The sequence below is a fragment of the Novipirellula galeiformis genome, from assembly GCF_007860095.1.
Classification (GTDB): Bacteria; Planctomycetota; Planctomycetia; order Pirellulales; family Pirellulaceae; genus Novipirellula; species Novipirellula galeiformis.
This window is the reverse complement of record NZ_SJPT01000008.1, coordinates 141,480-156,123: the sequence shown is the minus strand read 5'-3', so window position 1 is coordinate 156,123 and position 14,644 is coordinate 141,480. Positions and strand designations below refer to the sequence as shown.

The 14,644-nt window shown below is 56.6% G+C and carries 12 protein-coding genes; 8 read left to right on the top strand and 4 right to left on the bottom strand.

Translation table 11 applies throughout. The features are described from left to right. The first annotated feature begins 38 nt into the window (after window positions 1-38). On the top strand, window positions 39-3,002 hold the full coding sequence (locus Pla52o_RS20250) for a hybrid sensor histidine kinase/response regulator (RefSeq protein ID WP_146596454.1): 2,964 nt from the start codon (window positions 39-41) through the stop codon (window positions 3,000-3,002). A gap of 4 nt (window positions 3,003-3,006) precedes the next feature. Then, complete coding sequence (gene cheB / locus Pla52o_RS20245; protein ID WP_146596453.1) at window positions 3,007-4,053, top strand: chemotaxis-specific protein-glutamate methyltransferase CheB; 1,047 nt, start codon at window positions 3,007-3,009, stop codon at window positions 4,051-4,053. Window positions 4,054-4,057: 4 nt separating this feature from the next. On the opposite strand, the gene Pla52o_RS27080 is transcribed toward cheB, so the two are convergent. Together Pla52o_RS27080 and Pla52o_RS20240 are read right to left on the bottom strand one after the other, a co-directional pair. Further along, window positions 4,058-4,216 (bottom strand): hypothetical protein, encoded by a 159-nt coding sequence (locus Pla52o_RS27080; protein WP_197169391.1) that lies wholly within the window; start codon window positions 4,214-4,216, stop codon window positions 4,058-4,060. A 195-nt stretch (window positions 4,217-4,411) separates the two neighbouring features. Next, window positions 4,412-5,785 (bottom strand): trypsin-like peptidase domain-containing protein, encoded by a 1,374-nt coding sequence (locus Pla52o_RS20240; RefSeq protein ID WP_231612501.1) that lies wholly within the window; start codon window positions 5,783-5,785, stop codon window positions 4,412-4,414. A gap of 405 nt (window positions 5,786-6,190) precedes the next feature. Here Pla52o_RS20240 and metG point away from each other — a divergent pair, with 405 nt between their 5' ends. The 5 genes from metG (at window position 6,191) to Pla52o_RS20215 (ending at window position 11,334) form a co-directional block, all read left to right on the top strand. Further along, entirely contained in the window at window positions 6,191-8,230 is a 2,040-nt protein-coding gene (metG, locus tag Pla52o_RS20235; RefSeq protein ID WP_146596452.1) for a methionine--tRNA ligase, read from the top strand. A 41-nt stretch (window positions 8,231-8,271) separates the two neighbouring features. Next, window positions 8,272-9,126 carry an alpha/beta hydrolase gene (locus Pla52o_RS20230; RefSeq protein WP_146596451.1) on the top strand — a complete coding sequence of 285 codons (855 nt, stop codon included), beginning with the start codon at window positions 8,272-8,274 and terminating at the stop codon, window positions 9,124-9,126. An 8-nt stretch (window positions 9,127-9,134) separates the two neighbouring features. Continuing rightward, window positions 9,135-9,653, top strand: coding sequence for a GNAT family N-acetyltransferase (locus Pla52o_RS20225; RefSeq protein ID WP_146596450.1), 519 nt, complete (start codon window positions 9,135-9,137; stop codon window positions 9,651-9,653). 128 nt (window positions 9,654-9,781) lie between these two features. Then, the gene (gene epmA / locus Pla52o_RS20220; protein WP_146596449.1) at window positions 9,782-10,756 is read left to right on the top strand and encodes an EF-P lysine aminoacylase EpmA; all 975 of its coding nucleotides are present in this window, start codon (window positions 9,782-9,784) and stop codon (window positions 10,754-10,756) included. Window positions 10,757-10,854: 98 nt separating this feature from the next. Continuing rightward, entirely contained in the window at window positions 10,855-11,334 is a 480-nt protein-coding gene (locus Pla52o_RS20215; RefSeq protein ID WP_197169389.1) for a hemerythrin domain-containing protein, read from the top strand. An 18-nt stretch (window positions 11,335-11,352) separates the two neighbouring features. On the opposite strand, the gene Pla52o_RS20210 is transcribed toward Pla52o_RS20215, so the two are convergent. Together Pla52o_RS20210 and panB are read right to left on the bottom strand one after the other, a co-directional pair. After that, complete coding sequence (locus Pla52o_RS20210; RefSeq protein ID WP_146596447.1) at window positions 11,353-12,471, bottom strand: hypothetical protein; 1,119 nt, start codon at window positions 12,469-12,471, stop codon at window positions 11,353-11,355. Between the two features lie 236 nt (window positions 12,472-12,707). Then, a complete protein-coding gene (gene panB / locus Pla52o_RS20205; RefSeq protein ID WP_146596446.1) occupies window positions 12,708-13,529 on the bottom strand; it encodes a 3-methyl-2-oxobutanoate hydroxymethyltransferase in 822 nt (273 codons plus the stop codon). A 132-nt stretch (window positions 13,530-13,661) separates the two neighbouring features. On the opposite strand from panB, the gene Pla52o_RS20200 reads away from it, so the two are divergent. Beyond that, entirely contained in the window at window positions 13,662-14,606 is a 945-nt protein-coding gene (locus Pla52o_RS20200) for a hypothetical protein (RefSeq protein WP_197169388.1), read from the top strand. The last annotated feature ends 38 nt before the right edge of the window (window positions 14,607-14,644 follow it).

Sequence of the window (14,644 nt, the reverse complement as noted above, 5' to 3'; positions counted from 1 at the left end):
GTCAAACGGACGTGACATCACGACTAGGACCGCAACGAATGGACGAACAAGAATTTGCAGCACTATTAATGGAGACCTTTCTCCAGGAACTCCGCGAACATCTTGACACCTTAAGCCATGAGTTACTTGCGGTTGAAAAAGAACAATCGCCGAAGCAATTGGACGAGTCGTGGAAGACCATCTTTCGGGCCGCCCATACACTCAAGGGGGCTGCCGCTGCGGTCGCCGTGGAACCGATCCAATTTGCGTGCCATCATCTAGAAGACATCTTCGGTTTCTATCGAGACCAGGGAGTTGCAGCGCCCGCAGCAATGACCTCTCGAATGCTAAAGGTGATTGACGCCATCGAAGACGTCGCCGCCCGCTTGCGTGCCAAGGAGGATCTCAACGACTCGACCCTGGTCGGGATGTTGCCCGAACTCAAACAATTCGCCAACGAATTGGCTGCTCCCGATTCATCCCGTGTGCCCCCAGATGAAACAGGTTCGCATGAGGAGGACGAGTCCCCTCCCCGCGATTCGACAAACATCGCCTCCGTCCCCGACGAAACCCACTCCGATGACGCAGCAATTTCCAAAACCGATCAAGGGGTACAAACCTTCTTGGACGAAGTCGACGGGCCCGTGGCAACCCTTGCTTCGAGCGCATTGCAACTCGAGAACGCGCGTAGCGAGGAACAGCAGCTCGAGCAACTCAACCTGCTTTTCAAGGCCACGGATAGTTTAAAAGTGGCCGCCGCCACGGCCCGCATCGAGGGTATCCACGAGGTCTGTGATCGGCTGCAGACGCTGCTGTCGAATCTGCATGAGGACACTACCCAAGTATCGGCGGATCATGTCTCACGCATCCTTGAAGTCGCCAATACGATTACCGATACCGCGCAACGGCTCAGGGCGAATGAACGCTTAAAATCGGCACCGTTCCAAAAGCTAGTAACGAAACTGAACCGCTCGATCGACGCGATACCGCACGAAGAACCCTCGGGCGTCACCGCAGCGTGTCCCCACGATCCCGCGCGAGCCGGCGAGCCGGATCGATCACCGAACGCCGATACGTCGGATGCGGACACTTCAGACGCAGACACTTCAGACGCGGATACGTCGGATGCGGATACGTCGGGCACGCCTCAGTCTGCGTCCTCCACTGCCAAATCGGCCACTGCCAAATCGGCCAGCGCCAAATCCACCAGCGAAGCGAGCCAAACACCGCAACGTGCTTCCGCCAAATCGAATGTGAAACGCATTGTGATTGCGGAGAAAGCGGCTTCGATACGTGTTCCCGCCCAAAAGCTCGATGCCTTGCTCACCCACAGCGGTGAACTCTTGGTGGTGCGTGGACGGTTCTCGCAACGTGCCAAAGAAGCCAGCGAATTGCGTGACTTGGCCGTCGAGTTAAAAAATCGGTGGCACCATGCCCAACGGAAGCTTCGCCAGTCGACACAGGCATCCGAGCTTGCCGCCTTGGAAACCGCCTCCGCTCAATCCGCCCTTTGGATGGAAGAAACATCGGAGGCCTTTGCGACGCTAACCAAGAAAATCGAAGCGTTGTCGATGGGGCTCGAATCCGACAACCGTTTGCTAGGACAAACCTGCAAGCTATTGGACGATGAGGTCTACCGCGTGCGGATGCTCCCGTTGGCGGACGCCTGTGGCGGACTCGAGCGGGCAGCTCGCGACATCGCGACGTCCACCAACAAAAAGGTCAACTTCAATATCGAAGGAGCGGATATCGAAGTCGACCGCTCCGTACTCGAGGGACTCAAAGATCCGCTGCTTCACCTGGTTCGCAATGCAGTCGACCATGGCATTGAGAAACCAGCAGCGCGGGTGGCCGCGGGGAAACCGGAGATCGCGTCGCTGACCGTTAGCGCTGCGCTGCGTGGCGGACACGTGGAAGTGCAGGTTCGAGACGATGGCGCCGGTTTTGATTTGCCGCGGATTTGTGCCACCGCGAGACAACGTGGGATCGAGGTCCCCGAAGATCGTCGCGCCCAAACCCGTTTGGTATTCGCGCCCGGTTTTTCGACGGCAAAAATGATCACCGATATCTCGGGCCGAGGCGTGGGACTCGACGTCGTGCAAACGCGAGTGGAATCGTTGCACGGCACCGTGGACGTCAGCTTCAGCGAAGGCAAAGGGACCTGTTTTACGCTCGTGGTCCCACTCACCTTGACGACGATCCGCTGCATGTTAGTGGTCGCGAACGAACAAATGTACGCCATCCCGACCACGGCGGTCCAGCGTCTGGTTCGCTTCGGGATCCATGACGTTCGCACCTCCCTGGGACGCGATACACTGCTGCTTCAGCAAACGCCCACCCCGCTAGCCTCACTCGCGGCGACGCTGGGCATGAAATCCAAAGGGCTGATCGCCGGTAAATCATCCAAGGGGTTGGCGGTCATCTTAATGGCGGGCGAACAACAGGTTGTTGTCGAAGTCGATGATGTCTTGGCCGAGCAAGACGTGCTCGTAAAAAATCTGGGCCCCCGATTCCGGCGACTACGGCATTTCTCGGGATGCACGCTGCTCCCTAGCGGGCGGATTGCAATGGTCCTGAACGCCTCGAATGTCGTGCGATCGGCACTCGGACTCACCCCCGACCGCACCGCGGTTGAAAAACGCCCATCCGACACGTTCGCCCGCAAACACTTGCTGCTGGTGGATGATTCCGTCACCACACGCGCGTTACTAAAGAATATCCTCGAAACTGCGGGATATGACGTGGTTGCGACATCCGATGGCGAACAAGCTTGGCTTGCCGCACAACAACATCGCTTCGATGGCGTCGTCAGTGATGTGGACATGCCTCGAGTCGATGGATTTGAATTGGTCCGGAGACTACGTGACCACCAAGCGACTGCGGAGATTCCGATCGTGTTAGTCACCGCCCGCGGATCGGACGACGACAAGGAACGCGGTGTCCAAGTCGGTGCGAACGGATACATTGTCAAAGACACCTTTGACCAAGCAAACCTTCTCGACACGATAGCGCAGTTGGTGTAATCCGATGAAAATGCACACAGTATTGGTTGTCGACGATTCTCCCACGGCAAGGGAAGTGTTGCGGTCCATCCTTTCGGAAGCGGTGGGATTCAAGATCGTAGGGTTCGCAAACGATGGGCGAGAGGCGATTGAAAAAGCCAAAGCGTTGCGGCCCGACGTGATCACGATGGACATCAACATGCCGGTCATGAATGGACTCGAAGCAACCCAAGAGATCATGATCGAAGCCCCCACGCCGATCGTGATCGTCTCGGCCAGCACTCGAGTTCAGGAGGTCGAAGCGTCGATGGAAGCGCTCAACGCGGGCGCGCTGGCGATTCTGCCCAAACCCACCGGGCCTCATTCGCCAAATCATGCAGCGTTGGCAAAGGAGATCGTCGCCACAGTCAAAGCGATGGCCGACGTGCTAGTGATTGGCCGTCGACGACGGTTCCCCCCACCATGCCAAACGACCGACTTGCCCAAACCCTCCGCATCACGCGCTCGGATCCAAATCATCTCGATCCTCTCATCCACCGGAGGCCCTCCAGCGCTCGCCAAGTTGCTGGGCCAGTTACCGGCGGATTTCCCGGTCCCAATCTTGCTGGTTCAACACATGGTATCCAGCTTCATTCCCGGGTTTGCACGCTGGCTCGATAGCGTCGTTCCGATCCAAGTCAAACTAGCACGCGATCTCGAAATGATGGAGTCCAGTTGCGTCTACGTCGGCGCGGCAGGTCACCATCTAGGCGTGAGCAGCACGTCGCGCATTCGTTTCTCGGACGCTCCAGCGATCGGTGGCTTTCAACCCTCCGGCACCCATCTGTTTGCCACGGTTGCCGAACAATTCGGCCCTGCTGCTGCCGGCGTCATCATGACCGGCATGGGACGCGACGGGCTAACGGGATTGCAACGTATCCATGCCGCCGGTGGGATCACCATCGCCCAAGACGAAGCGACCAGCGTCGTCTTTGGAATGGCCCGAGTCGCGATTGAGCATCAAGCGATCCGCAGCGTGTTACCGCTCGAAGAGATCGCCCCGCATCTGATCCAACTCACCGGCAATCGTTAAGAGTTCAATCGTGGCGGTTCCAGCCGCTTAACGTTGCAGCTTGTCCTGTGCCCGATTGACCGTGATAGACCCCCGCGTCCAACACAACGCGAAGTCCTTCCGGAGGATGGCGGAATGCGTTGAGCGGCCGGCTCATGCGGTCCATGGGATCGTGACCTGGCATTTGGCGTCCGGTTTGATTCTCTGCGTGCAACGACGATCTGGAGCTAATCAGATAACCATGTTCGCATCGGCCGCAAATGACGAAACCGTGTTTAGCGCATTTTTAATTTTTAATGTAGCTCGTGTCGCCAGACGGTGGACCGCGTTCTTGCGAACGCAGCTACGACTTGAATCCTACGTCAATTTTCAAAATGCTCTAGCGGGCCTGCTGCTGAACCATTTGCAAAAAGTCCGCCGTCGGTTCGTTGACCGTCATCACTTGCGGTGAACGATCGGGACTGTTTCGGTCGCGAATGATCACAATCACTTCTTGATTGCTCGCGACTCCCTGGTTGTTCCCTTGCGCGACCGACGCAGGTTGAAACGCTGCCGGGGCGATCGCCGAGGGCTGAAGTGCCGCGGCGGGCATACCCGCATTCTGATTTAGACTTGCGATTCGCTCGGGGGCCGCGGCTGGACGCTCCCGCTGATACAAACTGGTGAGGTTGACTTGATCGAGTTGCCAATGCACGGCACCGGGGCCAGCGTAGATGCCGACGTCGCCTTTGTAATCCGCGGCGTTACAAACCCCAATCAATCGGCCCGCATCATCAAATAATCCGCCACCGCTGCGTCCATCGATCGGAGCGCCTTCGATTTCAAGATTCGATGCGTTGATGTGTTGGTCGTACTTGTTCACTCCCGTCAAGCGGGTATCACGCCGCGTCGGGTCGTCACCGCGATCGCAACCGTAGCTGAAGGCGGGTTGCCCGACGCGAACTTGGTCGACCGAGGAAATCACTTCGACAGGCTCGATCGCGACTCCAGGACGAATGACGACCAAAGCGATGTCACGATCCTCGGCATCGTAATCAAGCAGTTGTGCGAGCACGGTTTGCACTTGTCCACCGACAAACAGATCGACTTCGATCTTTCCTTCGCCTTTGGTTTCACGGAACAGGTGTCCGCAAGTCAAAACCAAAGCCTCTTCGCCTTGGGTGTCGATGATCGTTCCCGTTCCAGCGCCGTAGCCTTTACCGTCGTGAACTCGCAAGCGAACGGTCGCGGCGCGAGCTCGTTCGATCGCGTCGGCTTTACTCATACTTGGCATCGGCTCGATCATCGGTTCGGCTGCACGACTTGCCGCCGAGGCGAGTGTTTGTCCCACCGGCAATCGCCCCATGGGTGCCAACCGCGTTTGCGGCCTAGGAAACTCATTTTGCGAAGCCGACATCGATCCGGTTTGGACCAACGGACCGCTGGGATTGATGGCGAGTGCATCGCGGAGCTGAGCGAGGGACTGGGTTCCCACCAAGCGGGTGACTTCTTTTCCGCCTGATACGATCACAAAGGTGGGGGTTTGACGGATGCCGTAGCGGCGAGCCAGATCGCGTTCGGAGTCGACATCGACATGCCGAACGGGCACGCCAGTTTGTTCGAGTTGATCGATCACGGGCTGCATCGCCCGACACGGAGGGCAATTCGACGATGAAAAATCGATCAGAATCGAACCGGCCGCCGAAGCGGCGGCACAATGGAAGCAATTCGTTGCCGAGATCAAAGCAACCGCGATCGCGAACATTATCTTCATCACGCTCGTCCCTCCATGGACGTGAGTGGTCATTGCGGGCGACCAAATTCGGGCCGACCTAACGCGGAGCGACCGAATGAATGTTCCAACGTCCCTGCTGGATGCTGGTCGCTTGGTGGTGATCATCGTGCGTGATCTTGATCCCCTGTGGCAAGATCAATGAACGTGATCGGCATGAAACTTGAGTCTTTTTTGAGATTTCCGGTTCTTTTTTTTGAAGAAGTCATTCCAAATGCGAAGCAAAAAGGTGTACAGAATGTTCACCCGCGTCGTCGAAAACGGGTTTCAAAGCTACAATCCGCCCTTGATGGTCTCCAGCTGACTCCTTGTCCGTGACTCCATGCCCGCAACGATCGACTGTTCGATCTTGGCATCTCCCATCCCAACGTTCCCAAATCAATCTCGATGACTCGCCGAATCCTTGTCACCAGCGCCCTGCCCTACGCCAACGGCCCGATCCACATCGGCCATTTGGTGGAGTACATCCAAACCGACATTTGGGTGCGTTTCCAAAAACTCCGTGGGAACCGCTGCGTCTACGTCTGTGCCGACGACACGCACGGCACCGCGATCATGATCCGCGCCCGCAAAGAGGGACGCAGCGAAGAAGCATTGATCGCCGCGATGAGCCAATCGCATCAGGCCGATTTTGCGGGCTTCGGCATCGAATTTGATCATTACGGCAGCACCCACAGTGAGGAAAATCGCGAGCTGTGCGGCCAATTTTGGAAATCGCTGCGTGACAATGACCTGATCGCCGAGCGTGATATCCAACAGCTCTACGATCCCGAAGCGGAAACCTTCCTCGCCGATCGCTTCGTGCGGGGGACCTGTCCGAAGTGCGGACGCACCGACCAACCCGGTGACAATTGTGTTTGCGGGCACACGTACAGTCCCACCGAATTGATCGACCCCAAAAGCACCCTCAGCGGAGCGACTCCGGAACTTCGCGAGGCGCGGCATCTGTTCGTTGAACTCGACAAACTTCACGATTTCTTGGCCGGCTGGATCGACAGCAGCGGTGCATTGCAAAGCGAAACCGCCAACTACTTGAAAGGCCACTTCCTGGCCAACTCACTGCGTGATTGGGACATCAGCCGCCCAGGCCCTTATTTCGGCTTTGAAATTCCCGATTCGCCTGGGAACTATTGGTACGTTTGGTTCGATGCCCCGATTGGCTACATCGCGAGCACAAAACAGTGGTGCGACGCCCAGGGTGAAACGCTAGAGGATTGGTGGAAATCGGACGATTGCGAGATCCATCATTTCATTGGCAAGGACATCACCTATTTCCACACTCTGTTTTGGCCTGGGATGTTAAAAACGGCCGGCTTTAATCTGCCCACGAAGGTCCGCATCCACGGTTTCTTGACCGTGACGGGCGAGAAGATGAGCAAGTCGACCGGCACGATGATTTCCGCCGAAACGTACTTAAAGCATTCCCAACCTTCGTATTTACGTTACTTTTACGCTACAAAATTGACGCCGCGGGTCGAGGACATCGATCTGGGGATCGACGAATTCACCGACAAAGTGAACAGCGATCTGGTGGGCAAGGTGGTCAACCTCGCCAGCCGGGTCGGCAAATTCGCCAGCGCAACGGGGTTGTCGGCGAGCTACCCCGAGGACGGCGGACTCTTTGCCACCGCCGCGGCTGCGGGAGACGAGATCGCCGCTGCCTACGAATCCTGTGATTACTCGCGTGCGATGCGCCGGATCATGGAACTCGCCGACGCTGCGAATCCCTTTGTCGAGCACGCCAAGCCATGGGAGATGAAAAAGGATGCTGCCCGCCAAGACGAATTGCGTGACGTTTGCACGGTGGCCCTAAATCTCTTCCGACAATTGGCGATTTACCTTGCACCGGTGCTACCGGATCTTGCCGACCGATGCGGCGAGTTGCTGGGCGAAAAAATCACATCGTGGGACCAGAGTAAGACCCCGATTACTGGAACGGCCGTGGCCAAGTTCCAAAGAATGATGGACCGAGTTCAACCTGAGGATTTGAAGAAGATGATCGACGAAAGCAAAGAATTGTCCGCCGAAGAGACAAAGCAAGACGCCTTGCCAAGCTTCAACGACAGCGACCAACCGCTCAAAGATGAACCGCTATCCGATGAAATCACCATTGATGATTTTGCCAAAGTCGATTTACGAGTGGCGCGCGTGGTCAATGCCGAGCATGTACCCGAAGCAAACAAGCTACTGAAATTGACACTCAGCCTCGGTGGCGAAGAGCGACGCCAAGTGTTCGCGGGCATCAAAGCCGCCTACGAACCCGAAGCCCTGATTGGACGCTTGGTCGTGATGGTCGCTAATCTGAAACCACGCAAAATGCGTTTTGGTTTAAGCGAGGGGATGGTAACCGCCTCCGGTCCAGGTGGCGCTGAAGTGTTTATTCTTGGTGTCGATGAAGGCGCCCAACCAGGCCAACGTGTTCACTAAACCCGATGTTGCGACGCCCGATCAATCACTTCCGAAGCTTCTTGCTCGATAAGCTCGTGCTCCGGCCCACGCGTGATCGTGTGGACCATGGCATGCAGCAACGATTGGTTTTGTCGTCACGATTTGGGCCGCTCGAAACGTTTGGCTTGGCCAACTTTCCCGATCCGAACTTCCTTCAGCCCGACTTCGCTGCATCCGACTTCGTCGCAACCGATCCTCCGGATCTATTACTGCTGAAGTTCCCAGGCACCGCGGGACGAGCCGAGCGTTCGTCCTCGTTTCCTGCCGACTTGATGCGTGATACCCGCACCCACGTTTGGACATGGAACCCGCCTGGCTATGGCAATAGTGCGGGACGCCCCACGCTGCGCCGCATCGCCGCCGCAGCGATTGATTTTTTCAACGCATCGATCCAGCGTTACGAACAACTTTACGACGCTCCACTGCCACCGGTGTGGTTGTGCGGTAACAGTCTGGGGTGTGCCACCGCGTTGCACGTCGCCGCAGTCGCTCCACAAAGCTCGACGGCGATTCGCGGACTAATCCTACGCAACCCACCGCCCGTCGATTTGGTCGTCAAACATGTCGCCCGCCGCTATCCGTTGGGCAAGCTGATCCATCCGGTCGCCGACCAATTGGCTCCGTCGATGAACGCGATTTACAGCGCGTCCAAAGTGACGCAACCGGCGATCTTCCTGCAATGTCAAAACGACTCGCTCGTCCCGCCTGAACTCCAGCAACAGGTTCGCGATGCTCACGCCGGACCGCAAACGCTCGTGCCACTAAAATCACTCGGTCATGACGGTGTGATGGACGAACAACATTTGCCGCTGGTACGCGAAGCCGTCCACTGGCTGCGCGAACAATCCAACCTCTCGATCCGCCCTCTTCCTTAGTCGATTCCATGCCGCCATCTGAAATGCTCCTTCGCATTCGTCATGCCGAAGAAACCGATGCCCAGCGAATCGCGGAAATCTACAACCACTACGTGGACGTCGGCGGAGCCACCTTTGACCGGGTGCATCTCACCTCCGAGATGGTAGGAAAGCGAATCAAACAAAAAGTACCCGATGGATGGTACGTCGCCGACACCGGGCAATCACTTGTTGGCTGGGCATCGGCGCGCCGCTATAGCGACCGTGCTGGCTATCGTTTTTCTTGCGAGACCGCAATCTATCTCGCCCCCGACGCCCGTGGGCTGCGAATCGGCGCTCGCTTGCAACAGAGAATCGATCAACACTGCCTCGATTGTAACTTGCACCACGCCGTGGCCAGAATCATTGCCGACAATCAAGCCAGTTTGTCGTTTCACTACCGCCACGGATATGAAATGGTGGGGATTCAAAAAGAGATCGGCCGCATGCATGATCGCTGGGTCGATGTCGCGATTCTGCAAAAACTCTTTCGCAGCTCGGATACCTAGAGCCATTTGCCAAATGACGTGGGATGCAAGCCGTCGCTGCGTTCCCCAGCACGTGGTCCACCGTCTGGCAACGGTAGCTACATCAACCTTAAAAATGCTCTCGTCTGCCACTCTCGGTGATCTACACGATGTCATGCAACCCCACCCCTAACATTGAACGCCTTCGCGATCGCGCCACGCTGCTGCGCAAGACCCGTGGTTTCTTTGACGATCGCGGCTTCCTCGAAGTGCAACCTCCCTGCCTTTCACGCGACTGCATTGTCGACCCCTATATCAATCCATTGACGGTTTCGTCAAAACAACTCGCGTTGTCTGAGCCTGACCTCCCCGAACATTTCTACCTTCAAACCTCGCCCGAATTGGCGATGAAACGAATGCTTGTCGCGGGGGCTCCTTCGATCTACAGCATCGGTCCTGTGTTCCGCGCCGGCGAACGTGGCGATCAACACAACGTCGAGTTCACGATGTTGGAATGGTATGATGTTGGGGCCGATATCCAAGCGGGAATCAACTTGACGGGGGAACTCGCATGCCACATCTTGCACACCCCGCGATTCGAAATCACGACTTACCGCGAAGCATTCTCGCAAACCGTCGGCTTCGATCCGATCACCGAACCGATCGCGCGCCTGCACCGGGAAACCTGTAAAATCGATGCTCCGCTGGCCAACCGTATCGCGCAGGATCGCGACGCGATGCTGGATGTTTTATTCTCGTATCGCGTCCAACCGGAACTGGGAAACGAGGTACCCGTGATCGTACGCAACTATCCATTGAGCCAAGCTGCCCTCGCTCGCGCGGCCGAGGACGATGAAGATTGTGCCGCTCGTTTTGAAATGTTCATGCAAGGCATCGAATTGGCGAACGGGTACGACGAATTGCTCGATCCTGAGATCCTGATCGAGCGGACAAAAATCAACAACCAACGCCGGATGGCGTGTGGCGAAAAACCGCTGCCTGTCGACTCCTCTCTAGTCCAAGCGATGCTGGTCGGACTCCCCGCCAGCACGGGAGTGGCACTCGGATTTGACCGCCTCTTGATGCTCAGAACGAAGTCGAGTTCGATTGAGAAAGTGATACCGTTTCCGATCGAAATCGCGTAAACTTAGCCTAGCCTGATAAACATCCGATCCCGTCACACTCGGGATTCGTTACTTGCTAGAATGAGAGTCTCTTAATTCACGTAATGCGAGTAGTCGACATGAACAACAATGCAACATCGACTCGACGATTAGCTGTCAACGCGGCGTTTCTAAAAGATATCAAAGACGACAACCATCATCTCAAAGTGCTGATTGATAAAATTGGCCCGATGGTATCGCATCCCAAAATCGCAGCGAACCATTGGACCGAGCTGGTCGAGTTGTTTGCGGAGCTCCGCGACCAGCTTGCGCTTCACTTTTCACTCGAAGAAGCCTTTGGCTATTTTGATGAAGCGATCGACACTTCACCGGAATTAAGCACCAATGCGGAAGCGCTCCGCAGTCAACACACGTCGTTGTTTGAAGCGATTCGACACTTAACCGAATCGGCCAGCGAGCTAACCACCGAGCATGAAGATCGGATCTCGCGCGTGATTGTTCGTTACGACACGTTTTTGCGTGCGTTTGCCACACACGAAGAAGCCGAATTGAAGCTCATTCTCGAAGCATTCGACGATGATATCGGCGTCGGCGACTGACTCGTTACCGAGCCACAATCACCAGACCATGCTGAATCCAAAATTCAGGCCATTCCAATTGAGATCGTGGAAAGCTGGTTTTTGTGTTGCGGTGTCAAAGAAGGATTGGCGATTGGATTGCTCAAGCGCCCCCACCGCGTCCTCTAACCAAAGCCCCTGGTAGGCAAGTTGCAGCGAAGCCCAGCTGCACAGCCAGATCGATCCGCCGAGCTCGACATCGAATAGCGACGAATCCGTTTCGCCTTCATAAGCGAACGACGTGTTCAGAGCCACAGCGGAACCGCGAACCTCATTATTCAACGCCGCATATTTGCCACGTGCATACAGTCGCGATCGACCGTTAGTCCATAACGTCGCCTCGCCACCGACTTGAAATCCAAACGCCTTGTTCGATGCGCTCGAAAAGAAACCCGATCGAGTCGTGGTGGCCAACGACGCGGTCTCAATCACGTCAAACGTCTCGTTTAAACGAAACCAGCGAAGCCCGGCGGTCAACCGGATCCGTTGGATCGGCCGGTAACCGATCATCCATTCGGCCGAATCCAGATCCGAATCGAGAAACATCGTGTAACTTGGATCGGGACTGAGTGGCGAACCGCCATAAAACAGTGGATTCAAATTGGTCGTGGTGTAATTGCCCGCGTCGAACCTCGTCTCCGCCACGGTGTCATCGACCGACAAAAACACCAAGTCACAATCGAACCCCGGAGCATACCGCGACAAATTGAAAAGTGTCACCGAAATACGCGCCCCGAGTTTCATTTCCGGATCGATTTGGTCGCTTGTCTCCACCAACTCCGCTGAATCGGTGTACAGCAACGGGAACGCATCGGGCCCGGAGCGTTTTAGCGCTAGACCGCCGATATCGACGCCAAAAAGAGGCTCAAACCGATGCGGTCCAGGCAAATCGAACTTGTCAAAATTGTTGAGCGGGCGATCGGCATCCGGTGCATTGAATTCCCGCTGACCGTCGCCGCCCATAGCAAGCGAGGACAGCAGCGAACCGACCAACGCAAGCATCGCCAAGGAGCAACGAAAGGATGCCCAACGAAACGAGCAACGAAACGGTGCCAGCCACCGAACCAGTGCTACCAACGGCTTCGCCAAGTCGAGCTTGTTGCCTGTGATTCCATCCATGTTTGCAAGCCTTGCAGCAAAGGCGTCCCCCTCTTGGGTTCGCCTGGGGTTTCGAGCATTCAGCCGGTTTTTAAGCATTCAGCCGGGAACGGGACTTAATGATATCAAAACCGACTTCGGCAATTGATTGCCCAAGGCTTTACCCATTCGCAAAACGGGGGGGAAGTACGAGGGGCGTTTGTGACGCCATCTCCTCGCAATCGCTACAGTCGAACCCTTCCCACGGCTCTCACTGGCTAAAACGATTCACTTGCACCAGGGAAGGATCCGTCGTCGACGGCGTCACGATACGTCGTCGCGGCGTCGCGAATCAGCGTGGATGCATCAGCGATTTTCCGCACAAACTTCGGCGTATACCCCTGGGTCAAACCGATTAAATCGTTGGTGACGAGCACCTGACCGGTCGTATGCGGCCCTGCGCCGATCCCGATGGTCGGCACCGAGACCGCTTCGGTCACCGCTTTTCCGGCTGCCACGGTGACACATTCGATCAAGATGGCGAAGGCGCCCGCTTTTTCAGCAGCCACGGCATCGACGACCAACGAATCGACGTCACGATGCACTCGGTAACCGCCATCGACATGGATATTCTGAGGCCGCAGCCCCACATGCGCCATCACCGGAATTCCGGCCGTGACCAACGTCTCGATTCGCTCGGCTTGTTCAGCGCCTCCTTCGAGCTTGACAGCATGACATTTGGTTTCCTTCAGCACGCGGGCGGCACAATCGACGCTGCGTGAAATCTCACGCTGCCCTTCGGGGAACGGTAAATCCACCACCACCATCGCTCGCTGTGCCGCGCGGCCGACCATCTCGGCGTGATAGAGCATTTGGTCCATCGTGACCGGCAACGTGGTCTCGTGGCCTTGCACAACCATCGCAAGTGAATCGCCCACAAGTAAAATATCGATTCCCGCTTCGTCTAAGATAGCGGCGGTGGGGAAATCGTAAGCGGTCAACATCGTGATGGTTTTTCCATCCTCACGCATTCGCTGAAGCGATCGCGTGGTCACTCGCGACGATGAAGAGGACGATGAAGAGGGCGATGAAGGTGACATCGACGCGTCTTGGGGCTCAAAGGAACGAATCGTTTAGGGATCAATACAAGCGTTCAAGCTAACCGTACAATACAAGAAGTCCAGCGGGGATGGCTTGATCGAGGCCACGACTTTACTTGGGAAGATAAATCCATGAAGAAACCGAAAGCATCATTCTTAGCGACCTTCTTGCCGGTCCCCCATCCGCTGGCCCCACCCCATCTGCTGGCCCCACCCCATCTGCTGGCTCGCCCCCGGGCGGCATCGCTGAGAACGACATCGTTGGCTGGCGAGAAATCGTTGGCTGGCGAGAAGACGGCCCCAATGACAACAGCCCCAACCGTCCCGGCCCAGGCGCTGGGCGTCCTGCTGCTGTCGCTGGCGTTTGCCTCCACCGCGGCGGCCCAAGGGGCGAACATGACCACCCAATTCAAAGGCACTTTGAAGAGCTCGCAACCCGGAGCCCTGGTCGTCACCCGGGATGATGGCACCGAGATGTTCGTGCAACCGCCGGATGATCTTCCTAATTTTGCCTTCGTCGCCGAAGCCAAACCGGCCTTCATCGGTCGCGGAATGCTGGTGCGTTTCGCAGGGGTCTTTGACGGAGCGGGCAATCCATTGTCCAGGATCGAACGTGTCGAAATCTTCCAACCGGTGCCCCCGCAACAACTCAAGGGAAACCAGCGAGACAAGTTTGTCCCCGGCGTCTATGCCGATCCGCATGCGAAAACTCAACAACGAGGTGCCCCGGCCAAGTATGACGTCGTTGGTATTCCCATGGGCATTTCGCCCGCCGGGGTGATGCTCGTGCAAGCGGGCAAAACTCCCGTTCAATGTCACCTAGCCGAAGACGTTCGCTTTGAACTCCGGATCAACAATCTGTCGCTGGCCCAACCCGGCGATCCCGTTTCGGTTAGCGGCTTTTACGAACCTTCGAACGAAACCAAAATCAAAGCCGAACGGATCACGATCACGACCGACCGGGTTTACGGCGAGGAGAATGCAGACGAGAATCCTCGCAGCCGTCGTAAATCGCGACGTGACCGTGGCAACAAGCAAGCCGAAGCCGAAGAAAAGCAACCCGCGGCCGTTGAATAAAGAGTACCAAACACGCGATTCGCCTTGCGTTACATTGC